This window comes from Agromyces sp. NSFZ (assembly GCF_056156205.1).
On the sequence record NZ_CM149585.1, the window covers coordinates 600502 to 622837 of the forward strand.

The 22336-nt window shown below is 70.9% G+C and carries 25 protein-coding genes and 1 tRNA gene; 9 read left to right on the forward strand and 17 right to left on the reverse strand.

Going from position 1 to position 22336, the window contains the following annotated elements:
- Positions 1-24: 24 nt before the first annotated feature.
- The 9 genes from ACVFI9_RS02860 to ACVFI9_RS02900 all read right to left on the reverse strand — a co-directional run bounded on the left by ACVFI9_RS02860 (position 25) and on the right by ACVFI9_RS02900 (position 9679).
- Positions 25-1731 (reverse strand): long-chain-fatty-acid--CoA ligase, encoded by a 1707-nt coding sequence (locus ACVFI9_RS02860; RefSeq protein WP_474764535.1) that lies wholly within the window; start codon positions 1729-1731, stop codon positions 25-27.
- The gene (locus tag ACVFI9_RS02865) at positions 1728-3419 is read right to left on the reverse strand and encodes a phosphatase PAP2 family protein (RefSeq protein ID WP_474764536.1); all 1692 of its coding nucleotides are present in this window, start codon (positions 3417-3419) and stop codon (positions 1728-1730) included. The genes ACVFI9_RS02860 and ACVFI9_RS02865 overlap by 4 nt, the downstream gene beginning before the upstream one ends.
- A 95-nt stretch (positions 3420-3514) precedes the next feature.
- On the reverse strand, positions 3515-4150 hold the full coding sequence (locus ACVFI9_RS02870) for a response regulator (RefSeq protein WP_474764537.1): 636 nt from the start codon (positions 4148-4150) through the stop codon (positions 3515-3517).
- A complete protein-coding gene (locus ACVFI9_RS02875) occupies positions 4147-5334 on the reverse strand; it encodes a sensor histidine kinase (RefSeq protein WP_474764538.1) in 1188 nt (395 codons plus the stop codon). The genes ACVFI9_RS02870 and ACVFI9_RS02875 overlap by 4 nt, the downstream gene beginning before the upstream one ends.
- Before the next feature lie 26 nt (positions 5335-5360).
- The gene (locus tag ACVFI9_RS02880; protein WP_474764539.1) at positions 5361-6164 is read right to left on the reverse strand and encodes an ABC transporter permease; all 804 of its coding nucleotides are present in this window, start codon (positions 6162-6164) and stop codon (positions 5361-5363) included.
- A complete protein-coding gene (locus ACVFI9_RS02885; RefSeq protein ID WP_474764540.1) occupies positions 6161-7057 on the reverse strand; it encodes an ABC transporter ATP-binding protein in 897 nt (298 codons plus the stop codon). The genes ACVFI9_RS02880 and ACVFI9_RS02885 overlap by 4 nt, the downstream gene beginning before the upstream one ends.
- A gap of 103 nt (positions 7058-7160) precedes the next feature.
- On the reverse strand, positions 7161-8504 hold the full coding sequence (locus ACVFI9_RS02890; protein WP_474764541.1) for an RNA polymerase sigma factor: 1344 nt from the start codon (positions 8502-8504) through the stop codon (positions 7161-7163).
- Positions 8501-8896 carry a YciI family protein gene (locus tag ACVFI9_RS02895; RefSeq protein WP_474764542.1) on the reverse strand — a complete coding sequence of 132 codons (396 nt, stop codon included), beginning with the start codon at positions 8894-8896 and terminating at the stop codon, positions 8501-8503. The genes ACVFI9_RS02890 and ACVFI9_RS02895 overlap by 4 nt, the downstream gene beginning before the upstream one ends.
- Before the next feature lie 93 nt (positions 8897-8989).
- The gene (locus tag ACVFI9_RS02900) at positions 8990-9679 is read right to left on the reverse strand and encodes a LysE/ArgO family amino acid transporter (RefSeq protein ID WP_474766356.1); all 690 of its coding nucleotides are present in this window, start codon (positions 9677-9679) and stop codon (positions 8990-8992) included.
- A 77-nt stretch (positions 9680-9756) separates the two neighbouring features.
- Between ACVFI9_RS02900 and ACVFI9_RS02905 the strand changes: the two genes are divergently transcribed.
- Together ACVFI9_RS02905 and ACVFI9_RS02910 are read left to right on the forward strand one after the other, a co-directional pair.
- On the forward strand, positions 9757-10650 hold the full coding sequence (locus tag ACVFI9_RS02905; protein WP_474764543.1) for a LysR family transcriptional regulator ArgP: 894 nt from the start codon (positions 9757-9759) through the stop codon (positions 10648-10650).
- Between the two features lie 102 nt (positions 10651-10752).
- Complete coding sequence (locus ACVFI9_RS02910) at positions 10753-10926, forward strand: CsbD family protein (protein ID WP_474764544.1); 174 nt, start codon at positions 10753-10755, stop codon at positions 10924-10926.
- Between the two features lie 84 nt (positions 10927-11010).
- Here ACVFI9_RS02910 and ACVFI9_RS02915 read toward each other — a convergent pair whose 3' ends face one another.
- Positions 11011-11223, reverse strand: coding sequence for a dodecin (locus ACVFI9_RS02915; RefSeq protein WP_360518494.1), 213 nt, complete (start codon positions 11221-11223; stop codon positions 11011-11013).
- Between the two features lie 217 nt (positions 11224-11440).
- Between ACVFI9_RS02915 and ACVFI9_RS02920 the strand changes: the two genes are divergently transcribed.
- Positions 11441-12880, forward strand: a complete 1440-nt coding sequence (locus ACVFI9_RS02920) for an amidohydrolase family protein (RefSeq protein ID WP_474764545.1) — start codon at positions 11441-11443, stop codon at positions 12878-12880.
- Between the two features lie 61 nt (positions 12881-12941).
- Here the strand turns inward: ACVFI9_RS02920 and ACVFI9_RS02925 are convergent, their stop codons facing one another.
- From ACVFI9_RS02925 to ACVFI9_RS02935, 3 genes are all read right to left on the reverse strand, one after another.
- On the reverse strand, positions 12942-14576 hold the full coding sequence (locus ACVFI9_RS02925; RefSeq protein ID WP_474764546.1) for an FAD-dependent monooxygenase: 1635 nt from the start codon (positions 14574-14576) through the stop codon (positions 12942-12944).
- A gap of 220 nt (positions 14577-14796) precedes the next feature.
- Entirely contained in the window at positions 14797-16014 is a 1218-nt protein-coding gene (locus ACVFI9_RS02930; protein WP_474764547.1) for a pyridoxal phosphate-dependent aminotransferase, read from the reverse strand.
- Between the two features lie 76 nt (positions 16015-16090).
- Positions 16091-16504, reverse strand: coding sequence for a DUF7144 family membrane protein (locus tag ACVFI9_RS02935; RefSeq protein ID WP_474764548.1), 414 nt, complete (start codon positions 16502-16504; stop codon positions 16091-16093).
- Between the two features lie 300 nt (positions 16505-16804).
- Here ACVFI9_RS02935 and ACVFI9_RS02940 point away from each other — a divergent pair.
- The 5 genes from ACVFI9_RS02940 to rplA all read left to right on the forward strand — a co-directional run bounded on the left by ACVFI9_RS02940 (position 16805) and on the right by rplA (position 19599).
- A tRNA-Trp gene (locus tag ACVFI9_RS02940) sits at positions 16805-16877 on the forward strand.
- A gap of 40 nt (positions 16878-16917) precedes the next feature.
- The gene (gene secE, locus ACVFI9_RS02945; protein ID WP_474764549.1) at positions 16918-17193 is read left to right on the forward strand and encodes a preprotein translocase subunit SecE; all 276 of its coding nucleotides are present in this window, start codon (positions 16918-16920) and stop codon (positions 17191-17193) included.
- Between the two features lie 64 nt (positions 17194-17257).
- Entirely contained in the window at positions 17258-18184 is a 927-nt protein-coding gene (gene nusG, locus ACVFI9_RS02950; RefSeq protein WP_474764550.1) for a transcription termination/antitermination protein NusG, read from the forward strand.
- A gap of 168 nt (positions 18185-18352) precedes the next feature.
- Entirely contained in the window at positions 18353-18781 is a 429-nt protein-coding gene (rplK, locus tag ACVFI9_RS02955; protein ID WP_474764551.1) for a 50S ribosomal protein L11, read from the forward strand.
- A gap of 128 nt (positions 18782-18909) precedes the next feature.
- Complete coding sequence (gene rplA / locus ACVFI9_RS02960) at positions 18910-19599, forward strand: 50S ribosomal protein L1 (RefSeq protein WP_474764552.1); 690 nt, start codon at positions 18910-18912, stop codon at positions 19597-19599.
- Between the two features lie 105 nt (positions 19600-19704).
- Here rplA and ACVFI9_RS02965 read toward each other — a convergent pair whose 3' ends face one another.
- The 3 genes from ACVFI9_RS02965 to ACVFI9_RS02975 are packed head-to-tail and all read right to left on the reverse strand — an operon-like array spanning position 19705 to position 20475.
- Positions 19705-19998: a DUF2188 domain-containing protein gene (locus ACVFI9_RS02965; RefSeq protein WP_474764553.1), complete on the reverse strand. Its 294-nt coding sequence runs from the start codon at positions 19996-19998 to the stop codon at positions 19705-19707.
- Positions 19991-20167 carry a hypothetical protein gene (locus ACVFI9_RS02970; RefSeq protein ID WP_474764554.1) on the reverse strand — a complete coding sequence of 59 codons (177 nt, stop codon included), beginning with the start codon at positions 20165-20167 and terminating at the stop codon, positions 19991-19993. The genes ACVFI9_RS02965 and ACVFI9_RS02970 overlap by 8 nt, the downstream gene beginning before the upstream one ends.
- 38 nt (positions 20168-20205) lie before the next feature.
- A complete protein-coding gene (locus tag ACVFI9_RS02975; RefSeq protein WP_474764555.1) occupies positions 20206-20475 on the reverse strand; it encodes an acylphosphatase in 270 nt (89 codons plus the stop codon).
- A 38-nt stretch (positions 20476-20513) separates the two neighbouring features.
- Between ACVFI9_RS02975 and ACVFI9_RS02980 the strand changes: the two genes are divergently transcribed.
- Complete coding sequence (locus ACVFI9_RS02980) at positions 20514-20870, forward strand: iron chaperone (protein WP_474764556.1); 357 nt, start codon at positions 20514-20516, stop codon at positions 20868-20870.
- A gap of 61 nt (positions 20871-20931) precedes the next feature.
- On the opposite strand, the gene ACVFI9_RS02985 is transcribed toward ACVFI9_RS02980, so the two are convergent.
- The gene (locus ACVFI9_RS02985; RefSeq protein WP_474764557.1) at positions 20932-22173 is read right to left on the reverse strand and encodes an alkaline phosphatase PhoX; all 1242 of its coding nucleotides are present in this window, start codon (positions 22171-22173) and stop codon (positions 20932-20934) included.
- Positions 22174-22336 lie beyond the last annotated feature (163 nt).

The following is a 22336-nucleotide window of genomic DNA, read 5'->3' on the forward strand; positions in this document are numbered from 1 at the left end:
GGCCGATCTCAGGGCCGCCGCCGGTCAACCCTCCGCCCGCTGAGCGAGCAGCTCGTCGCGCACCTCGCGCCGCAGCACCTTGCCGATGAGCGAGCGCGGCAGCTCGTCGACCTCGACGATGCGCCTCGGCACCTTGTAGGGCGTGAGGCTCTCGCGGCAGAAGTCGCGCAGCGCGACCGCCTCGAAGACGGCGCCCTCGCGCAGCTCGACGGCGGCCGCGACCTCCTCGCCGCCGCCGGCGCGTGGCAGCCCGACGACCGCGGCGCCGCGCACGTCGGGATGCCCGAGCAGCACGTTCTCGACCTCCGAGGGCGACACGTTGAAGCCGCCCGTGATGATGAGCTCCTTCACGCGGTCGACGATCGTCACGAACCCGTCCTCGGAGACGCGCACGATGTCACCGGTCCGGAGCCACCCTCCGGGCAGCAGCGTCTCGGCCGTCTCGGCCGGGCGCCGCCAGTATCCCTCGAACACCTGCGGACCCCGCACGAGGAGCTCGCCCTCCTCGCCGGCCGGGCGGTCGGCGTCGGGGTGCTCGGGATCGACGACCCGGATCTCGGTGCTCGGGAACGGCACGCCCACGGTGCCGGGGCGGCGGGTGGGTCCCATGGGGTTGCCGATGGCGACGGGCGAGGACTCGGTCATCCCGTAGCCCTCGACGAGCAGGCCCCCGGTCACGCTCTCCCAGCGGTCGACCGTCGCGGGCGGGAGCGCCATCGCGCCCGAGATCGCGTACCGGATGCCGCGGAGCGGAGCCGTGCCGCGGCGCTCGGCAGCGCGCGCCAAGGCGTCGTAGATGGGCGGCACGGCCGGCAGGAACGTGGGCGGCGAGTGCTTCGCGGCCTGGAACACGAGGTCGACGTCGAACTTCGGGAACAGCACGAGCCGGGCGCCGATGCTCATCGCGAACGTGAGGCACAGCGTCATGCCGTAGGCGTGGAAGAGCGGCAGCACGGCATAGACGACCTCCTTGCCGTCGCGCAGCCCGGGCACCCACGCGCGACCCTGCGTGGCGTTGGCGACCAGGTTGCGGTGGCTGAGCACGGCGCCCTTCGGCGTGCCGGTGGTGCCGCTCGTGTACTGCAGCAACGCGGTGTCGTCGAGCGACGGACGTGGATGCCGCTTCGAGATCGGGCGCGCATCGACCACCTGCTCCCACTCGAGCACGCCGCGCGAGGTCGGCTTCGTCGTGAGCGCCGCCCGCGAGGCGCGCGCCTTCGGGATCGGCAGGCGCAGCGCCATCCGCTTCACGAACGGCAGCGCGCGGGTCAGGTCGACGGCGATGAGGTGCGCGGGTCGGATGTCGCGGGGGAAATCGGCCACCGTGTCGGCCACGGCATCCCACACGATCGCGACGGTCGCGCCGTGGTCCTCGAACTGGTGTCGCAGCTCGCGTGCCGTGTAGAGCGGGTTGTGCTCGACGACGATGGCGCCGAGCCGGAGCACCGCGTAGAACGCCACGACGTGCTGGGGGCAGTTCGGCAGCACGAGGGCGACCCGGTCGCCCGCGACCACGCCGAGGCGGCGGAGCCCCTCTGCGGCCTTCGCGATCTGCTCGCCGAGCTCGCGGTAGCTCGTCTCGGCGCCGAAGAACTCGAGCGCGGGGCGTCGCGCGAAGCGGGCGACCGCGCCGTCGATGAGGTCGGTGAGCGTGCGCGTCGGCTCCTCGATCTCGTGCGGGACGCCGGTGGCGTAGTGCGTGAGCCATGGTCGCTGCTCGTACGGATTCACTGCTCGCCCCTCCTGGTGTGGACGCCATCGCTCGCCGGCCGGTACACGTCGAGCACCCCACGTGCGATGGTAATCCGGGTGCGGTACCCATGCCCTGGGAACGCCGCCGTCGCGGAGCGCGGTGCGGCGATGGCGACCTCGCCGTCGTGTGCGAATCCCGGCGGTTGCCCTTCCCGCGGTCGCACCACGACGTCGATCGACTCGGTACGGAAACGCTCGATGCGCTGCGGAAGCAGGCGCAGCGAGCGGAGCACCGCACTTGCGCGCGGACCGAACGCGAGCGCCGCCGCCGCGCCACCGCGTGAGGGGCCGGCGTGCAGCAGGCGGAGGTCGAGCACGCCGTCGTCGAGTTGCTGGCGCTGGAGCGGTGCGAGCGTGCCGGGGTCGCCGGCTCCCACCCCCACGACGAGGCTCCACACCTGCGCGCGGCGGCCGTTCACGACGACCGTCACGGGCTGCGACCGTCGCAGCACCCGGGCGGCCGCGACGACGGCGGCCGGCCACTTGCCGAGGCGGCGTTGCAGACGTTCGCGCACGGCGACGAAATCGGGGTAGATGCCCACCGAGGCGGCGTTGAGCACGGTGATCGGCTCCTCATCGCCGAACACCAACTCGGCGACATCCGCTCGCACCCCCTCGCCGCGCTGCAGCGCGGCGACGGCGAGGTCGACGGATGCCGCGCCCGCCGTTCGCGCGAAATGATTGAAGGTGCCGCCGGGCACGACGACCAACGGCAGGCCCGCCGCGATGGCCTCGTGCGCGACCGCGGCCACCGAACCGTCGCCGCCGCACACGCCGAGGACGCGCGGCGGGACCGGGCGGGCCAGCGCCGCCTGCACGGCGGTGCGCGGGCTCTCGTCGTCGTCGAGCACGTGCACCTCGGCGCGCGGCAGACGCTCGGCGATGACGGGAAGCGGGTCCGGGCGGATCACGCTCGTACCCGAGGAGCGATTCACGACGAGGAACACGCCCTCGCCGTCGGGCGACGCCGGCAGCGGCCGGTCGACGCCGGGCGACGTGGGCTGCCGGCGCTGCAACGGCCGCTGCCGGCCGGGCCGGCGCGGCGCGGTGCGGTCGCCGGCCCGCTCGCCGGCACGATGGACGCGCTCCGCATCGCGACCCGGGCGCACCACGAGCGCGCCGAGCCCGGCCGTACTCGCGCCGAGCGCGAGACCTCCCGCGACATCCGACAGCCAGTGGGCCCCCGTGTGCAGTCGCGAGTAGCCGACGCCGAGGGCGAGCGGCGCGAGCGCCGCCCCGATGCGCGGTCGCTCGATCCCGACGCCCGTGGCGAACGCGGCTGCACTCGCCGAGTGGCCCGACGGGAACGACGGGGTGATCGGCGGCTTCGGCAGCCGCCGGCCGATCGGCACGTCGGCGAGGAGCGGCCGGTCGCCGCCGAAGACGCGCTTGGCGATGAGGTTCGTCAGCGCGCTCGCGGCGAGGAGCGACCCGAGCCCGCGGGCGGCGGCACGGCGACGGCCGGTGACGGCGAGCACGCCTCCGAGGGTCCACCAGAGCACGCCGTTGTCGGCGAAGCCCGTGAGCCGCGACCAGAAGGCGTCGACGTGCGGATGCGTGTGGCGGCGGTTCACCGCGCGCGCCGCCGCGGCATCCGTCCGCTGCACCCACGCGGGAAGGATGCGGGTGCGGCGTACGGCGACGCGGAGGTTCCTGAAGGCGGTCACGCGCTCAGGGTATGCCGCGAGCGGTATCTCGTCAGGGGCTTGCGTCCCGCCTTCCCTCGCCCCATGGCAGCGAGTCGTCACCGATGGTTGCCGGCTCAGAGCAGGCCGAGCTCCATCGCGCGGGTGACGGCGCGCGTGCGGTCGCTCACGTCGAGCTTCTCGAAGGCGTGCAGGAGATGCGTCTTCACGGTCGCCTCGCCGATGAAGAGCGTGCGCGCGATCTCGGGGTTGGAGCTCCCGTCGGCGACGAGCCGCAGCACTTCGAGCTCCCGCGGCGACAGCGCGGGGGCCGCGGATGCCGCGGATGCCGCGCCCGACCGCACACGGGACACGAGCTTCGCGGCGATCGACGGCGCGAGCACCGTCTCGCCGGCCACGACCGAGCGCACGCCCTCGAGGATCTCGTCCTGCGGTGCCGCCTTCAGCAGGTAGCCGGATGCCCCGGCCTCGATCGCCCCGAGGATGTGGTCGTCGGTCTCGTACGTCGTGAGGATCAGCACCTTCGTCCGCGGGCTCGCCTCGAGGATGCGCGCGGTGGCGCCCGCGCCGTCGAGCTTCGGCATCCGCAGGTCCATGAGCACGAGGTCGGGCGCGAGTTCGAGCACCCGGCGCACCGCGTCCTCGCCGTCGGCCGCCTCGCCGACCACCTCGATGTCGTCGGCGGTGTCGAGGAGGCTCACGATGCCGCCGCGCACGATGGGGTGGTCGTCGACCACGAGCACGCGGATCATGCGCTCACCTCCCGATCGGGTGCGGGCACGGTGGCCCGGAGCACGCTGCCGCCGCCGTCGCCGGGCTCGAGCGAAAGCCGGCCCCCGACCAGCGCAAGGCGTTCGCGCATGCCGGTCACGCCGAAGCCCGAGCGCTCGCTCGCCCCGTCAGCACCCACGCCCACTCCGTCGTCGGCGACCGTGAGCTCGATCACGTCGTCGTGCGCCGTCACGCGCACGACGGCGGAGGTCGCGTGGGCGTGCTTGCGCACGTTCGCGAGCGCCTCCTGCGCGCAGCGCAGGAGCACGACCTCGAGGTCGCGACCGGGTCGCACGTCGGCGACCTCGGCGGCCACCCGCACCCCGGTCTCGCGCGTGAAGCGCTCGGCGAGGCGGGTGAGCGCGTCGGGGAGGTCGGATTCGACGTGCACGGGCGCATTGGCGGCGACGAGCGCCCGCGCCTCGCCGAGGGCCTCGCGGGCCGTCTGCTCGATGAGGGCGACGGTCTCGGCGGGTGCTGCGCCGCTGCCGGGCGGCGTCAGGCCCGCGGCATCCGTCGTCCGGATCTCGCGTCCCGCGCGCTGGGCGAGCAGCACGAGCCCGGTGAGGCTCTGTGCGAGCGTGTCGTGGATCTCGCGAGCGAGCCGCTCCCGCTCGCTCGTGACGCCCGCGTCGCGATGCATGGCGGCCAGTTCGCCTTGCGCGGCCTCGAGCTCGGCGAGGAGCCGGGCCCGTTCCTCGCCGAGCTCGGCGACGCGCACGAACCACAGGCCGAGCACGAGGCTGAAGATGAACGAGAACGCCGAGACTCCTGCGGCGAGCAGCACGTTGCCGGACGTCGAGACGTAGTAGCCGGCGCCGACGCCCACCGCGATGAGCGCGTTCGAGGCGATCGCCGTGCGGAGCCCCGCGGCGGCCACCCACACCAGCGGGTACGCGAAGGCCTGCAGGAACGACATGAACGGATCGAACGCGACGGCGGTGCCGACGACCGCCGCGAGCAGCGCCGCGTGCACGAGGTCGAGCGGCGTGCGCTGGTGCCGCACGAGACGGCGGCCGAGCAGCGCGTAGAGCAGCAGCATGGCGGCGATCGACGCCCAGGCGCCGACGTCGTCGGGCCCGTACGGCGGATCGAGGGCGAGGATGCCGGCCAGGACCAGGGAGACCCCGGCCGCGGCGGCATCCCACCAGCGCACGTTCTGCATGCGTCTACTCTCGCACCGGCCACGCCTCAGGCGTCGCGGCGGATCCAGCGGAACGTGAGCCGGCTGAGCACGAGCCCGACCACGAGCCAGATGCCGAGCGCGATCGCGATGCCGGGCAGGTTCCACGACTCCTGCTGCTCGAGCACCTCCCAGCCGTCGGGCAGGAACACCGAGCGCATGCCCTGCGCGATCCACTTCAGCGGGAAGAGGCCCGCGACGTCCTGCAGCCAGGCGGGGAGCATGTTCCACTGCAGGTAGACGCCCGACATGAACTGCAGCAGCAGCACGGTCGGGATGACCACCGCGGTCGCGCTTCGGCCGCTGCGCGGCAACGCCGAGAGGGCGATGCCGACGAGGGCGCTCGTCACGAGCCCGAGCACGAAGACCCACGCGAACGTGATCCACTTCTCGGGCTCGGTGGGCAGGTCGATGCCGAGCACGAGCCGACCGGCGGCGAGGAGCAGCGCGGCCTGCAGGGTGCCCGTGACGAACACCTGACCGACCTTGCCGATGAAGTAGCCGAGCGGCGACAGCGGCGTGCTGCCGAGCCGCTTGAGGGTGCCGTTGCTCTTCTCCTGCGCGATGTCGACGGCGAGGTTCTGCACGCCGGTGAGCAGGATGCCGGCGGCGATCATGCCGGGCAGGTAGTAGGCGCCGATCGCGATCTCTGAGCCGGGAGGACCGACCTCGCCCTGCGCGCTGAACGCGGCGGTGAAGATCGCGAGCATCACGAACGGGAAGAAGAACGTGAAGAACAGGGTGTCGGGGGAGCGGAAGTACGTCTTCGTCTCCACCCCGATGCGCGCAGCGCCGATGGCCAGGGCGCTCATGCGGCCACCTCCTCGAGCGACGCGCCGGCGTCGCCGGCCTCGGGTGCGACGTCGCGCACGAGCTGGAGGTACACGTCCTCGAGGCTCGGCCGGATCACCTCCAGGCCCTCGGGCTCGCGGCCGAGTGCGCCGATGAGGGAGGCGACGAGCAGGCCCGGCTCCTCCGTGCGCTGCTCGTGGCTGCCGGTGCCGTCGACCCAGCGCACGAGGGGGACCCGCGCGTCCGCGCCGCCGAGCCCGTCGATGTCGCCGAGGGCGACGAGGCGACCCCCGGCGATCACCCCGGCCCGGTCGGCGAGCTGCGCGGCCTCGTCGAGGTAGTGCGTGGTGAGCAGGATCGTCGTGCCCTCCGACTTCAGGCGGCGGATGAGTCCCCAGAACTGCAGCCGTGCCTCGGGGTCGAATCCCGTGGTGGGCTCGTCGAGGAACAGCAGCTCGGGCCGGCCGATGATGCCGAGCGCGACGTCGACGCGTCGCTGCTGCCCGCCCGAGAGCTTGCAGATGCGCGTCTTCGCCTGGGCCTCGAGTCCGACCGCGGCGATCACCTCCTCGACGTCGCGAGGGTTCGGGTAGAAGCCCGCGAAGTGCCGCAGCTGCTCGGCCACGGTGAGGAGTCCCGTCTCTCCGGTGGACTGCAGCACGATGCCGAGCCGGGCCTTCCAGTCGAGCCCGCCCTTCGCCGGATCGATGCCGAGCACGCGCACGTCGCCGCCGGTGCGGCTGCGGTAGCCCTCGAGGATCTCGATGGTGGTGGACTTGCCGGCCCCGTTCGGGCCGAGCAGGGCGAAGGTCTCGCCGTGCTGGATGTCGAAGGTCACCCCATCGACGGCGGCCCTGCGACCGTAGGTCTTGTGGAGGTCGCGCACCCGCACGGCCGTATCGTTCGTGATCATGCCATCAAGCGTCGCGGAACGCCGCGACCGGCGGCAGCCGTGGACCGGCGGATTTCGCCCTCCACCGATCGGTGGATGCCCCACCTCATCGCTCATCCGGACCTCAGGCCCCAGGGCCAAGCTCCTCGACGCGGCGCCGCAGCGCGCGGCGCTCGGCGTCGGTCGGCGCGAGCTCGACGGCGGCTCGCAGTCGCGTGGTCGCGGCATCCGAGCGCCCGAGCCGGGCGAGCAGTTCGCCCTGCGCGGCCGGCAGCAGGTGGTAGCGATCGAGGGCGCCGGATGCCGCGAGCCGGTCGAGCTCGTCGAGGCCCTCCTGCGCGCGGCCCGCGAACCCGTGCGCGAGCGCGCGATTCAGCGCGACGACGGGTGAGGGATCGAGGCCGGCGAGTTCGTCGTAGAGGGACGCGATGCGCTCGAAGTCCGTGGCATCGGCGGTGGGCGCGCCCGCGTGGCAGGCGGCGATCTCGGCCTGCAGCCGGTAGGAGCCTCGGATGCCGCGGGGCCGGCGCTCGAGGGCACGGAGGATCGCGAGCCCCGACGCGATCTCGGCGGCGTCCCACCGCGAACGGTCCTGCCGGTCGAGGGTCACGAGTTCGCCGTCGCCGTCGACGCGGGCCCGCCGCCGCGAGTCCTGCAGCAGCATGAGCGCGAGCAGGGCGGCCGCCTCCTCCTCGTCGGGCATGAGCCGGACCACGAGGCGGGCGAGTCGGATCGCCTCGTCGGCGAGGGCGCCACGGCGCTCGGCATCGCCGCCGGAGGCGGAGTACCCCGCGTTGAACACGAGGTAGAGCACGGCGAGCACGCCGCCGAGCCGTTCGGGCAGCGCCGAGGCATCCGGAACCCGATACGGGATGCCCGCGTTGCGGATGCGCTGCTTGGCTCGCACGATGCGCTGCGCCATCGTCGCCTCCGGCACGAGGAACGCCCGGGCGATCTCGGCGGTGGTCAGGCCGCCGAGCGTGCGCAGCGTGAGGGCGACGCGCGCCTCGAGCGCCAGGGCCGGGTGGCAGCAGGTGAAGACGAGCCGGAGCCGATCGTCGACACCGTCTCGCGCGGTGTCGCCCCAGTCGGCGGTGGGATCCGCGGCCGCATCCGCGTCGGCGGCGTCGACCGCCGGCAGCGCGACGCCCGCCCGGCGCCCCACGTTCCGGCCGCGCTCGACCTCCTCGGCCGCGGCGGCCTCCTGCACCTTCGCCGCCTCGTTCGCGCGGCGGCGCAGCCGGTCGATGGCGAGGTGCTTCGCCACCGTCGTGAGCCATGCACCGGGGTTGCGCGGCACGCCCTCGGCCGGCCACCGCTCGACCGCACGCGCGAACGCCTCGGCCGCGCATTCCTCGGCGAGCGTCCAGTCGCCGGTCTGCCGGATGAGCGTCGCCACCACCCGCGCCCACTCGTCTCGGTGGGCGCGGGTGATGGCATCGTGGTGCGCGGAGGCGCGGCGGGTCATCCGAGTGCCGCGGTCTCCTCGGCCCGTTCGCGCGCGTGCCGCTCGGCGCCGGGCTCGTGCACGTCCATCGGCCAGGCCGGGCGCAGCTCGATGCGACCGAAGCGCGCCATCGGATGCCGCGACGCGATCTCGATGGCCTCGTCGAGGCTCTCGACCTCGAGGATGTCGTAGCCGGCCATCCACTCCTTCGACTCGGTGAACGGGCCGTCGGTGACGAGCAGTTCGCCGTCGCGCACGCGGACCAGCGTGGCATCCGACGGCGGTCGCAGCCGCTGGCCTCGAATGCGGATGCCGCGAGCCTCGAGGTCGTCGACCCAGTCGCCGACGTTGTCCTCCTCGGGCACGAACGGCTCGGCATCGGGGTCGGTCGCGACGATGAGCAGGTATTCCATGATGGGTTCCTCCCTGGTTGACACGGTATGCACCGACGACGAACGGCGGAAGGCGTTCTCGACAGGAAGGTCCCGGTCGTTGCGGGCCGTCGGTCAGTGCGGCAGCACGAGGGAGACGCCGAGCACCACCATCACCACGGCGATCACGGCGTCGAGTACGCGCCAGGCCCGCGGGCTGCCGAGCACGCCGCCGAGGAGGCGCGCGCCGTACGCGAGACCGAAGAACCACACGATGCTCGCCACGCCGGCGCCGGCGGCGAACGCCCACCGCCCGTCACCGTGCGTGTTCGCGACCGATCCGAGCAGGAACACCGTATCGAGGTAGACGTGCGGGTTGAGCCAGGTGAGCGCGAGGCACGTGAGCACGGCGGCACTGAGGGTGGTGCGCGGGCGTGCGGTGGTCGTGGTGACGGCTGGGGTGGAGGTGCCGGTCTCGAGACGACGTTGCGCGCCTCCTCGACCAGCGGAGAGGGGTTCCGCGTCGGTCACGAGCGCCTCCCCGCTCGGCCTGACGGCCCGACGGGCCGCGAGCACCCCGTAGCCCACGAGGAACGCCGCACCGAGCCAGCGGATGACCTCCACGAGCCAGGGCACCGCCTGCAGCACCGCGCCGATGCCCGAGACGCCGACGACGATGAGCGCGAGGTCGCTCAGTGCGCAGATCGCGGCGACGGCGAAGACGTGCTCGCGCCGGATGCCCTGCCGCAGCACGAAGAGGTTCTGTGCGCCGATGGCGACGATGAGCGACAGGCCGAGTCCGAAGCCGGCGAGGAGGGAGGAGATGGGCACGCTTCGACGGTAGGCGCAGCTGCATCTGCAATCCAGTTCAGGATTCTTCACCGGCTGTAGCATTGCTTCAGATGGAGATCCCGCTCGACCTGGCCCGGACCCTCGCCGTCGTCGTCGACGAGGGCACGTTCGACGCCGCGGCGAAGCGACTGCGCCTCACGCCGTCGGCGGTGTCGCAGCGCGTGAAGGCGCTCGAGCAGCAGCTCGGGCGCGTGCTCGTCGTGCGTTCCAAGCCCGTACGCGCCACGGATGCCGGCGTCGCGGTGGTGCGCCTCGCGCGCCAGCTCGCCCTGCTGGAGCAGGACGCGCTCGCCGGGTTCGGCCTCGACGAGGCATCCGGCCGCCCCGTGTCCATTCCGCTGGCCGTGAACGCCGATTCCCTCGGAACGTGGTTCCTGCCCGCCCTCGCCCGGGTGGCCGACCGGCATGCCGTCGTGTTCGACCTGCATCGCGACGACCAGGACTTCACGGCGGGTCTCCTGGAATCGGGCACGGTCATGGCAGCGGTCACCTCCCAGGCGACGCCGGTGGCCGGATGCCTCGTGCGACCACTCGCGGTCATGCGCTACGAGGCCGTGGCGACGCCCGCATATGTCGCCCGCTGGCTGCCCGATGGGCCGGCCCCCGAGGCGCTCGCCCGCGCTCCTCGCGTGGACTTCGACCGTCGCGACGACCTGCAGGCCGTCTACCTGCGCGGCCTCGGAGTGGAGGTTCCGCAGCCCGTTCGGCACTTCGTGCCGGCCTCGAACGACTTCGCGATCGCGGTGAAGCTCGGCCTCGGGTGGGGGCTGCTGCCGGCATTCCAGTCGGCCGCCGAACTCGCGCGCGGTGAGCTCGTGCGCCTCGGCGGCGCGGCCGTCGACGTTCCGCTGTACTGGCAGCAGTGGAACCTCGGCTCGGCGCTGCTCGACGCGATCGCCGACGAGGTGGCCGTGGAGGCGCGCCGCGAGCTCCGGCTCGTCTAGCGCGTCGTCTGCCCCTGATCAAGCCCCTGCCGCTTCCGGTCTCGGTCGCGTTCAATGAAGGACGGAGCGCGGCAGACCGCCGCCGCTGGAAGGAGTTCGACCATGGGTATCGACGACCGCATTGAGAACCGGGCCGAGGACATGGGCGGCAAGATGAAGGAAGCCGCAGGCAAGGCCACCGATGACGAGCGCCTCGAGGCCGAGGGCAGGCGCGACCAGGCGAAGGCCGACCTGAAGGATGCCGCCGAGGACGTCAAGGACGCCTTCAAGCACTGATCCACTGATGAGGCGAACGCCCGTCGTTCGGGGCCGGGGGGCCCGACGGCGGGCGTTCCCCGTGTCTTGGCGCGGATGCGGCGATCAGGCGTCTTCGATGCGGAAGCCGACCTTGAGCGTCACCTGGTAGTGCGCGACCGCGCCGTCCTCGATCTCTCCGCGGACCGAGACGACCTCGAACCAGTCCATGTGGCGGATGGTCGCCGCCGCACGCGCGATGCCGTTGCTGATCGCGGTGTCGATGCCATCGGGCGACGTGCCGACGATCTCCGTGACCCGATACGTGTGATTGCTCATCGTGCCCTCCTCCGCGCGGGACCCCCTCGTGCGCGCTGATGCCGACGTTACCCCAACCCGGCCACCTTGCGTCGATTTCCGCGGCTCAACCGGCACTGGACTAGTTGTGCAGTAACGCTTAACATGAAGGGGTCACCCGACCGGGAAAGCAAGTCGCGCGATGACGCGCCCCGAGACGCTCGGATGGCGATGTGAATCAAGGAGGATGAACACAGCCATGACAACACCGCAGCCGGGCCAGCCGATTGTGTTCCGCAATGGCATCGTGCTCACGATGGATGATGCGAACACCGTTCTTCGGGACGGCGACGTCCTCGTCGTCGACGGCAGGATCGCCGACGTCGGAGTCGGCCTCGCCGTACCCGACGGCACGTTCGAGATCGACGCGAAGGGCGGCATCGTCCTGCCGGGCTTCGTCGACACCCATCGGCACATGTGGCAGACCGCGATGCGTGCCTACGGTGCCGACTGGACCCTCACCCAGTACTTCGTGTGGTATTACCTGCAGCACGGCATCAAGTTCCGCCCGCAGGACTACGCGGCCGGCAACCTCATCTCGGCGCTCGATGCGATCGAGTCAGGGGTCACCACGACGCTCGACTGGTCGCACGGGCTGAGCTCGATCGAACACGGCGAAGCCGCCTACGACGCGCTCGCGAACTCGCCCGGACGGTATGTCTTCGCCTACGGCAACATCCACCAGTCGCCGTGGGAGTGGACGGCGGACCCGGCCATCCAGTCGCTGCTCACGCGAGCGCGCGACGATTCCCGGTTGTTCGGGGCGCAGATCGCGTTCGACGTCCCGAACCAGGACGAGAACTTCCCCGAGCTCGCCGCGTATCGCGTCGCCGAGGAGCTCGGACTGCGGGTCACGACGCACGCCGGCGTCTGGGGTGCCACGAACGACTGGGGCATCGCGAACGCCTACGACGCCGGCGTCATGAAGGAGGGCTACACGTACGTGCATGCCGCCTCGCTCTCCGACGAGTCGTACCAGAAGATCGCGGCGACCGGCGGCAACGTCTCGCTGGCGACCGAGTCCGAGGACACGTGCGGCCAGGGCTACCCGCCGATCCACAAGCTGCGCCAGTACGGGATCCCGGCGTCGCTGTCGGTCGACACCTCCGTGTGGGTCAGCTCCGACCTGTTCTCCGCGATGCGCGCCACGATCAACGCCGACCGGGCGCTCGAGCACTTCAACGCGCACCGGCTCGAGCCCGCACTGACGATCACGCACGTCACGTTGCGCGCGCAGGAGGTCGTGCGGCTGGCGACACGCGGCGGCGCCGAGGCACTCGGCAAGGGCGACCAGATCGGCACCCTCGAGAAGGGCAAGCTCGCCGACGTGATCCTCGTGAAGAACGACGACTCGCCGACATGGGCACCGCTCATCAACCCGTGGGGCCAGCTCGTCTACCAGGCGCAGCGCGGCGACGTGCACACCGTGCTCGTCGGCGGCGAGGTCGTCAAGCACGAGCACAAGCTCACCGCGGGCGACCTCGAGGGCACCCGGCGCAAGCTCGACGACACGGTCGCGTACCTCGAGCGCGAGGTCGGCGACGATTGGGAGGCCGGCCAGTACCCCGAGATCCCCGAGACCGAGGTGCTGAGCAACCCCTACCAGTACAAGAAGGGCGAAGGCGCGCACGCGCACTGACCGACAGTGCACGACGAAGCCGCCACCGAACCTCGTTTCGGTGGCGGCTTCTCGTGCATCCTCAGGCTGTCGCGGAGGGCACCCCGTCGCGCGCGAGGATGCGCTGGAGCACCGTGTCCAGCTTCGTGGCGGGATCCTCGGCGACGCCTTCGGACCGCCACGCGATGACGCCGTCGGGGCGGACCAGCACGGCGCCCGTCGGCGCGATGCCGTAGGCGGTCTCGAACTCGCCGGCGTCCGCGACGAGGTCGCCATCCGGCGCGACGCGGTAGGCCGTCACATCGTCGCCCGACAGCCGGTTCGCGGCATCCGTCCAGGCCTGCCCGTCGGCACCCGCCAGCAGCGCGAAGCCGTGGCCGAACACGTCGAGCGTCGACACCCGTCGGCCGCCCTGCGAGACCCAGAGGTGCGGCGCACGGGCGCCGAGGTGGCCCCCCGGCTCGCGCGGGTTCTGCGTGACGGGCTTGTCGGAAGACACCGAGTCGACGACGGCACCTGACGCGTAGACCGGACCGAGCTCGATGGCGACGTCGTCGAGCGGCTCCTCGATGTCCTCCTTGCCCAGCGACGGGTCGACGCGCAGCACATAGCGCGAGTACGCCTGCTCCGAGGTCATCTCACCGGCCTGACGTCGCTCGGGCTCGTAGGAGTCGAGCAGGTCCTCGCCGGCCTTGCCGTGCAGCACGGCCGAGATCTTCCAGGCCAGGTTGTGCGCGTCGACGATGCCGGTGTTGCCGCCGAAGCCGCCGGTGGGCGGCATCACGTGCGCGGAGTCTCCGGCGAGGAACACGCGACCGTTCTGGTAGTGCTCGGCCCATCCGGCCGAGGCCGCCCACTTCTGGACGCTCTCGATCGTGATCGGCAGTTCGTCGGATGCGCCGAGCGCGGTGCGCACGTATCGCAGGCACTGCTCGGTGTCGGCGTTCGCGCCGACGTCCTCGATCCTCTCGCCGTTCTCGTCGAGGGCCGAGAACACGACCAGGAAGCCGCCGTCCCGGTTGATCGCATAACGGAAGAAGCCGAGCAGGCCGGGCTGGTTGACGTAGATGACACTGAGATTGCGGTCGCCGATGAGCGCGTCGATGTCGGCCTTGAAGTAGATCGTGATGCAGTTCGCGAAGTCGCCGCGCCCGCGCATCCGGATTCCCAACTGCTCCCGGATGGTGCTGTGCGCGCCGTCGGCCGCGATGAGGTACTGCGAACGGACGAGGGTCTCCTCGCCGGTGTCGCGATGACGGATGACGGAGCGGACTCCCGCGTCGTCCTGCTCGAAGCTGACGAGCTCGGTCGAGAACCGATGCTCGGCGCCGAGCCGCTCGGCCTCGTCGCGGAGGATCGGCTCGAGACCGATCTGCGTGATGAAGAGGCGGGGTTCGGGGCTCAGGTGCTCGACGCCCTCGTTGACGTTCTTCTGGAAGTAGACGAGCTCCTTGCCGCCCAGCGCCTCGACCGCCATGATCGCGCCGTTCTGCACGAACTCCAGCTGCGCGGCATCGCTGACCGCATCGCTCAGCCCGACTTCACGGAAGATCTCGATCGTGCGCTGATGCAGCATCGCGGCCCGGGGATGGATCGCCGTGCCGCGGTGCTTCTCGACGACCAGGCTGTTCACGCCCTGCGCGCCCAACAGGACCGACGTGGTCAGGCCGACCAGACTCCCTCCGGCGATGAGCACCGGGACTTCGATTTCGTTCACCGTACCTCCTTGGACAGTTCCCAGATATCGCAAGCAGAGCTCTCGCCCGGCGACGGCCGCGGCAGGAGTGCGCACAGAACCCAAATGTTCAGTCTGGCTAAATGCTTACGTATGCATGGTCCTCCCAGTCGCACCGCGTGTCAAGGATGACTACACAAATGTCCAACCCGGGGGTGACCGGAGGACGCCGGCGCCCGGGCCGGCGGCGTCGCGTGCTCGTTCAGGCGAACAGGCGCTGGAGGCGCTGGATCCCCTCGAGGAGCGGTGCGTCGCCGAGCGCATAGCTGAAACGGAGGTATCCGCTCGGTCCGAACGCCTCGCCGGGGACGGCCGCGACCTGGGCCTGCTCGAGCATGAGGTCGGCGAGCTCGAGCGAGGTGGCGGGCGTGACGCGGCCCCATTCCCGGCCGAGGAGCCCCGAGACATCCGGGTACACGTAGAACGCGCCCTGCGGCACCGGCACCGTGACGCCGTCGATCTTCGAGAGCTCGTCGACGATGGTATGCCGACGGCGGTCGAACGCGCGGCGCATCTCCTCCACCGCGTCCTGGGGGCCGGTGAGTGCGGCGATGGCGGCGCGCTGCGAGATGTTCGACACGTTCGAGGAGAGGTGCGACTGCAGGTTCGCGGCGCCCGCGATCACGTCGGCAGGTCCGACCATCCAGCCGAGGCGCCATCCCGTCATCGCATACGTCTTCGCGACGCCGTTCACGAGGATCGCCTGGTCGGCGAGCCCCGGCACCGCCTCGACGATCGAGACCGCGCGCGGCGGAACCCCGTCGAGGTCGTCGGCGTAGGTGAGGTTCTGGTAGATCTCGTCGGACACCACCCAGATGCCGTGCTCGAGCGCCCACTCGCCGATCGCGCGCACCTGCTCGGCGGGATAGACGGCACCCGTCGGGTTGGACGGCGAGACGAACAGCAGTACCTTCGTGCGCTCCGTGCGCGCCGCTTCGAGCTGCTCGACCGTGACGAGGTAGCCCTGCTCGGCGCCGGCGAAGACGTCGACCTGCACGCCGCCCGCGAGCTTGATGGCCTCGGGGTAGGTGGTCCAGTACGGGGTAGGCACGAGCACCTCGTCGCCCGGGTCGAGCAGCACCTGGAACGCCTGGTACACGGCCTGCTTGCCGCCGTTGGTCACGACGACCTGGCTCACGCCGACCTCGAGCCCCGAGTCGCGCAGCGTCTTCGCGGCGACCGCCTCGCGCAGTTCGGGGAGGCCGGCCGCGGGCGTGTAGCGGTGGTTCTTCGGGTCGCGCGTGGCCGCGAGCGCCGCCTCGACGATGTACTCGGGCGTGGGGAAGTCGGGCTCCCCGGCGGCGTAGGAGATGACCGGATGCCCCTGTGCCTGGAGGGCCTTGGCCTTCGCATCCACCTTGAGCGTGGCGGACTCGGCGATGGCGGCGATGCGGGCGGAGAGGCGGGCGCGTTCGGTCACGGATCCCAGCCTACGGGGCGCGGTCGCGACACGACAGGCCGCGCGGCACGGCCTGTCGTGTCGTCGAGGATGCCGGTCAGCGAGCCGCCGCGGCCGCCTTGAACTCCCTGCCGTGCACGGTGAGGGCGTAGATCACGAGGACGTCGAGCGTGAGGACGATGATCGACCACCACGGCTGGAGCGGCAGCAGCATCAGCTGGCTGAGGGCGTTGAGGGCCACCAGCACGATGGCGGTGACGCGAGCCCAGGTCGCTCCGGTGAACAGCGCCGCGCCGACGAGGATCAGCAGGACGCCGAAGATGGTGTGCCACCAACCCCAGCCCTGCAGGTCGAACAGGACGAGCTCGCCCTCGGAGGCTACGAAGTACGCACTGCCCGGCTGGAAGACGGCGATGAGGCCGTACGCGATGTCGATGGCGCCGGCGATGATCAGGACGATGCCGGCGAACCAGCCCCACCCGACCCAGCCGGTGACGTGGGTGTCACTCATGTCGAACACTCCTTCACTCCTCGCTGCGCCGACGGCGATCGCGCCGGCGGTGTTGCTGGGCGTCAGGCTAGTGGCGGGCGGCGGGTCGACCGCGGGTCCTTGGTCCCATGCCGGCGGCGGCCGCGTGCGCGGCATCCGCTCGGCTTTACTCCACCCCGGCCGTCGCATACACTTGCTGAGGTTGTTGAAGTCAGCCAAGCTTGTCTGCGCCTATTTTCAGGGCTCATCCTCAGAAGAACGCGGTCGACTTGTGCTGTCCAGACAGCGGTGGAGCATCGCCGGCATGCCGGTGAGCTCCATAGGGCGGTGGCTCAATTGGTAGAGCAGCGGTCTCCAAAACCGCAGGTTGCAGGTTCGAGTCCTGTCCGCCCTGCGAGCCGGCAGTGAATGCCGGCCCACGAAAGGTGTACGAGGTGGCACGGAAGATCATCGACGAACCCAGCGAGGACGTCGTCGCCAATGCGAAGCGCGACCGCGCTGCGAGGCGCAATCCGTTCGCGCGGATCGCGTTGTTCATCCGACAGGTCATCGCCGAACTGAAGAAGGTGGTCACCCCGACCCGCCGCGAGCTGTTGAGCTTCACGGTCGTGGTGCTGGTGTTCGTGATCATCGTGATGGCGATCGTGTGGGGCCTCGACCAGTTGTTCGGCTGGCTCGTGCTGTACGTCTTCGGAACTCCGGGGGTCTGATCGGGCCGTCGGCACCGACACCTGCGCGCCCGCAGGCGCACGGAAGAGAAGGAAACGAGAAGAAGTGTCAAGGACTGAGCGCGACGACGTCGACTGGGCCACGGCTGCCGAGCAGTCGTCGGAGGAAGACGAGGTGCAGGAGGGCTCGACCCTCGAGCACGACGAGGACTCGGTCGAAGCGGCCGAGCACGTGGCCGTGCACGTCGTCGACGATGAGGGCAACGACGTCGACCTCGACGCCGTGCTCGACGCGATGGCGGAGGCATCCGACCCCGAGGCCGACGCCGTGATCGACGACGCCCTCGACATCGACTCGCCCGAGGAGGCCGAGGCGGCGTTCGAGGCCGTGATCGAGGAGGACGCCGAGGTCGTCGACCCGTATGCCGAGTTCCGCAGCGAGCTGCGCTTCCTCCCGGGCAAGTGGTACGTGATCCACTCCTACGCCGGCTTCGAGCGCCGTGTGAAGGCGAACATCGAGCAGCGACGCGAGTCGATGGCGATGGCCGACTACATCTTCCAGGTCGAGGTCCCGATGGAAGACGTCGTCGAGATCAAGAACGGCCAGCGCAAGATGGTGACGCGCGTGCGCATCCCCGGATACGTGCTGGTTCGCATGGAGCTCAACGAGGAGAGCTGGTCGGTCATCCGCCACACTCCCGGTGTCACGGGCTTCGTCGGCAACGCGCACAACCCGACGCCGCTCCGCTTCGAAGAGGCCTTCAACATGCTGAAGCCGCTCGTCGACATCAAGGACGTCGCGCCCGCCAAGGGTGCGAAGGCCGGCGCGGCCACGGGCGCGGCGCGCGCCATCCCCGCCGAGGTCGACTTCGAGATCGGCGAGACCATCACGATCAAGGACGGCTCGTTCGCGGGCCTGCCCGGCACGATCAGCGAGATCAAGCCCGAGAGCGGCAAGCTCACCGTGCTCGTCTCGCTCTTCGAGCGCGAGACGCCGGTCGAGCTCAGCTTCGACCAGGTCACCAAGCTCTAACCTCCACAGCCGACCTGCAGCCGCCCTCCGGTATCATCGGAGGGTTGTGCTGCGCCAGGCACATCGACCACCGCGGCCCGGATCCGCCGGAACTGCGGGAGAGTGCCCCGGCGCTCGGTCCTCCGAATGGGACCGAACGGCGGGCGTTCGAACAGAAAGAGAGAAATCATGGCACCGAAGAAGAAGGTCACTGGTCTGATCAAGCTTCAGATCAAGGCCGGCGCCGCGAACCCGGCCCCGCCCATCGGCCCGGCCCTGGGTCAGCACGGCGTGAACATCATGGAGTTCTGCAAGGCGTACAACGCCGCGACCGAGTCGCAGCGCGGCAACGTCATCCCCGTCGAGATCACCGTCTACGAGGACCGTTCGTTCACGTTCATCCTCAAGACCCCGCCCGCCGCGGAGCTCATCAAGAAGGCTGCCGGCGTCGCCAAGGGCTCGGGCGTTCCGCACACGACCAAGGTGGGCAAGCTCACCCAGGCCCAGGTGCGCGAGATCGCCGAGGCGAAGATGGTCGACCTCAACGCGAACGACGTCGACGCCGCCACGAAGATCATCGCGGGCACCGCCCGCTCGATGGGCATCACGGTCGAATAGCGCCTCCGGTCCCTGAGCTCGTCGAAGGGATCCGTTCGCCTCGACACGCTCGGCGAACGCACCAGAACTCACACTCGTGGCAGCGCCTGCCAGGCGCAGATGACCACACTCTCTCAAGGAGAAGCAACATGGCACAGAAGTCCAAGGCCTACCGGGCCGCGGCCGAGAAGATCGAGGCCGGCAAGTACTACACCCCCCGCGAGGCCGTCGCCCTCGCCAAGGAGACCGGCTCGGCGAAGTTCGACTCCACCGTCGAGGTCGCGCTGAAGCTCGGCGTCGACCCCCGCAAGGCCGACCAGATGGTGCGCGGCACCGTCATCCTCCCGCACGGCACCGGCAAGACGGCGCGCGTCATCGTCTTCGCGACCGGGCCGGCCGCCGAGGCCGCCATCGCCGCGGGCGCCGACGAGGTCGGCGGCGCCGAGCTCATCGAGAAGGTCGCCGGCGGTTACACGTCGTTCGACGCGGCCGTCGCCACGCCCGAGCTCATGGGCCAGGTCGGCCGTCTCGGCAAGGTGCTCGGCCCCCGTGGCCTCATGCCGAACCCGAAGACCGGCACCGTGACCCCGAACCCGGCCAAGGCCGTCGAGGACATCAAGGGCGGCAAGATCGAGTTCCGCGTCGACAAGCACGCCAACGTGCACTTCGTCGTCGGCAAGTCGTCGTTCTCGGCCGAGCAGCTCGAGGAGAACGCCAAGGCCGCCCTCGAAGAGGTCGTTCGTCTCAAGCCGTCGAGCGCCAAGGGCCGCTACATCCAGAAGGGCGCAGTGTCGACCACGTTCGGCCCCGGCATCCCGCTGGACGTCAACGCCATCTAGTCAGCACCGCTGACCGAGGAGCGCGACGCGCGACTCGAGACCGAAGGGTCCGCCGGTTCCGCCGGCGGGCCCTTCGTCGTCGCGGCACCGCGACGGCGTGCCCGCTCAGGGCCCCGACGCCGGTCCGCGGTCGGCCACCGTGCCGTCGCCCGGATCCGCCGGGTCGACGGCCGAGCCCGCGTCGCGATCGAGCTCGACCACCTCGTCCTCGTCGGTGATCGCGCCGGTCTCATCCGAGTCGACCACCCGGTGCCTGGTCCCGAGGGTCGCGGCGAGCTCGCGACCGGCGACGATGGCCTCCTGCTTCGAGCGGAAGCTCCGCGAGCGCTCGGGATCGCCGATCACGCGATTCACCCACTGGCCTCGCTTCGAGACGGTCTCCACATCGCCGTCACTCATCGGTCTCCTCCGTCCCGGTCTCCTCGCTGAGACCCTCGTGCTCGAGCGCGTCCAGGTCGAGCTCCTCGTCGGTGGGCACGTGCTCGCCGGCGACGGCGTCGTTGACCACCCGCTCCCGCCACTGCTCCTCGTCTTCACCGGCCGGGTCGGTGTCCCAGGAATCGCTCATCGCCGCTCCAATCGTGATCGGTCCTGTCGTGGCATCCGTCAGCCCGTGACGCCGAAGCCCTGCTCGCCGGTGGGCTCGAGCTCCGAGACCTCGGTGCGTCGCACGAGCGCGCCCGGCGGGCCCTGCGCCAGCCAGTCGAGCATTCGTCCGACGGATGCCTCGTCGCCCTCGATCTCGGCCTCGACCGTGCCGTCGCGGCGATTGCGCACCCAGCCCGCGACGCCGAGCCGACGGGCTTCGAGCCGTGCCGTGTACCGGAAGCCCACGCCCTGGACCTCGCCGTGCACGATCACCCGTCGCCGGATCATGCCACCAGCGTAGGACGCCCGGCGTACCATGGGGGCGCATGGGGGAGCTGACCGATTACATCGCGGGACTCGACGGCGCGGAGCGGGACCTGATCGAACGCATCCGGGCGCGGGCCGTCTCGCTCGTGCCCGACGCCGTCGAGGGGGTCAGCTACGGCATGCCGGCGTTGCGCTACCGGGAGTCGCCGCTGCTCAGCGTGATGGCGACGAAGGACCACATCGGCCTGTACCCGTTCAGTCCGCCCGTGATCACCGCGCTGGAGTCGGAGCTCGAGGGGTTCTCGCGGTCGAAGGGGACCATCCGGTTCACCCCGGAGCATCCGTTGCCCGACGCGGTCGTCGACCGCATCGTGCTGCTCCGGCGCGACGAGATCGACGCCGCGAAGAAGCGCTGACGCACGGCGAAGGGCGGGCCACCGGATGTCCCGGTCGCCCGCCCCTCGTGCTACGCGCGTCTCAGCGCTTGGTGATCGTCCAGGTGCCGTCGGCCAGCGCCTTGTCGGGGTGCTGGACGTTGAGGAAGAGCGTCTTCGGGTCCTTGCCGAAGTGGATGCCCGAGATCTCAGCGCCGGTGTCCACGAGCGATGCGAACTGCTCGACTTCGTCGGCCGTGCCGTCCTGGTCGGTGTCGAGGCTCGCGACCCACACGTCGGAGAGGAAGTTGTCCTCGACGATCCAGAGGCGGCCGTCGGGGCCCTGAGCGAGGTTGTCGGGGTTGTTGAAGCCCGTCACGCCGGCGCCCGAGTCCTCGACGGGCGCGTTGACGCCCTTCTCGACGAACGAGGTGAGCTCGTGCTTCGCGAGGTCGATCGCGACGACGCGGTCCTCCGACGTGTTGGCGACGTAGAGGACGTCGCCGATGACCTCGACGTCCTCGGGGCGACCGAACTCGGTCGCGGCGACGGCGTTCGCCGCGGCATCCGCGTCGACGACGACCTGGTCCATGTCGAGGGCGACCCACTCGAAGCCGCCGACCTTCTGGTCGTAGGTACCCGAGTTCCAGAGCTGCTCGGCGTCGGAGAGGCCGGTGAGCTTCAGCGCGTAGAGCTGGCCGTCGGAGAGGTCCCCGCGCGCGGCCGGCTCGAACTTGAAGATCGAGCCGCCGTTGAGCTCGTCGATGACGAACGCGGTGCCGTCGGCGAGCGCCTCGATGCCCTCGTGGCGCAGGATGCCGAGCTCCCGGCGCTCCTCGACGTGGGTGACGACCGTCGGGTCCTTCGGGTCGAGGAAGGCCTCGAAGAGGCGGCCGCCGCCGGTCTCCTCGGCGAAGAGCACCGTGCCCCAGGGGGTCCAGCGCAGGCCGTCGAGGCGCCGCCAGCCGGCGTCCTGCGCGATGACCTTCGCCTCACCCGTCCGCAGGTCGACGACCGAGAGGGCGCCGTTGGAGCCCACCTCGTGGGTGCGGTAGAGGTAGCGGCCGGCCTGGGGGCCGGTCTCGTTGACGGTGTTCATGTCGGTGAGGTCGTCGGCGCCCGCGTAGATGTCGAGCACGGTCTCGTCGGCGAGCAGCTGCTGCGTGAAGCCCTCGGGGATCACGAAGGGCTCGGTCCAGTCGGCGGTCGCGGTCGAGTAGGGGGTGCCGTCGATCGGGTCGAAGCCGATCGGGCCGTCGGCGGCCGTGGCGGCACCGGCCGGGATGAGGGCGAAGGCGGTCGCGCAGAGCGCGGCGCCGGCGATGGTACGGATGCGCATGGTCATACGTGCTTCCTGTTCGGTTGGGGGAACACGCCCACGGTAGGGATGCGAGGTGTCGAGTCCGTTCCGACGGGTGAGCGGCGGCCGACGATGCGGTGAACAGCGCATGACGGGCCGACGGCATCAGGAAGCGGACACGGATGCCGCGCCGATTCCCGCACGCGTA

Coding starts and splice junctions, on each gene's coding strand:
- ACVFI9_RS02870 (WP_474764537.1), bottom strand. CDS start 4,150: ATGATCCGCGTGCTCGTGGTCGACGACCACCCCATCGTGCGCGGCGGC.
- ACVFI9_RS02875 (WP_474764538.1), bottom strand. CDS start 5,334: ATGCAGAACGTGCGCTGGTGGGATGCCGCCGCGGCCGGGGTCTCCCTG.
- ACVFI9_RS02880 (WP_474764539.1), bottom strand. CDS start 6,164: ATGAGCGCCCTGGCCATCGGCGCTGCGCGCATCGGGGTGGAGACGAAG.
- ACVFI9_RS02885 (WP_474764540.1), bottom strand. CDS start 7,057: ATGATCACGAACGATACGGCCGTGCGGGTGCGCGACCTCCACAAGACC.
- ACVFI9_RS02890 (WP_474764541.1), bottom strand. CDS start 8,504: ATGACCCGCCGCGCCTCCGCGCACCACGATGCCATCACCCGCGCCCAC.
- ACVFI9_RS02895 (WP_474764542.1), bottom strand. CDS start 8,896: ATGGAATACCTGCTCATCGTCGCGACCGACCCCGATGCCGAGCCGTTC.
- ACVFI9_RS02905 (WP_474764543.1), top strand. CDS start 9,757: ATGGAGATCCCGCTCGACCTGGCCCGGACCCTCGCCGTCGTCGTCGAC.
- ACVFI9_RS02910 (WP_474764544.1), top strand. CDS start 10,753: ATGGGTATCGACGACCGCATTGAGAACCGGGCCGAGGACATGGGCGGC.
- ACVFI9_RS02915 (WP_360518494.1), bottom strand. CDS start 11,223: ATGAGCAATCACACGTATCGGGTCACGGAGATCGTCGGCACGTCGCCC.
- ACVFI9_RS02920 (WP_474764545.1), top strand. CDS start 11,441: ATGACAACACCGCAGCCGGGCCAGCCGATTGTGTTCCGCAATGGCATC.
- ACVFI9_RS02935 (WP_474764548.1), bottom strand. CDS start 16,504: ATGAGTGACACCCACGTCACCGGCTGGGTCGGGTGGGGCTGGTTCGCC.
- rplK (WP_474764551.1), top strand. CDS start 18,353: ATGGCACCGAAGAAGAAGGTCACTGGTCTGATCAAGCTTCAGATCAAG.
- rplA (WP_474764552.1), top strand. CDS start 18,910: ATGGCACAGAAGTCCAAGGCCTACCGGGCCGCGGCCGAGAAGATCGAG.
- ACVFI9_RS02965 (WP_474764553.1), bottom strand. CDS start 19,998: ATGAGTGACGGCGATGTGGAGACCGTCTCGAAGCGAGGCCAGTGGGTG.
- ACVFI9_RS02970 (WP_474764554.1), bottom strand. CDS start 20,167: ATGAGCGATTCCTGGGACACCGACCCGGCCGGTGAAGACGAGGAGCAG.
- ACVFI9_RS02975 (WP_474764555.1), bottom strand. CDS start 20,475: ATGATCCGGCGACGGGTGATCGTGCACGGCGAGGTCCAGGGCGTGGGC.
- ACVFI9_RS02980 (WP_474764556.1), top strand. CDS start 20,514: ATGGGGGAGCTGACCGATTACATCGCGGGACTCGACGGCGCGGAGCGG.
- ACVFI9_RS02985 (WP_474764557.1), bottom strand. CDS start 22,173: ATGACCATGCGCATCCGTACCATCGCCGGCGCCGCGCTCTGCGCGACC.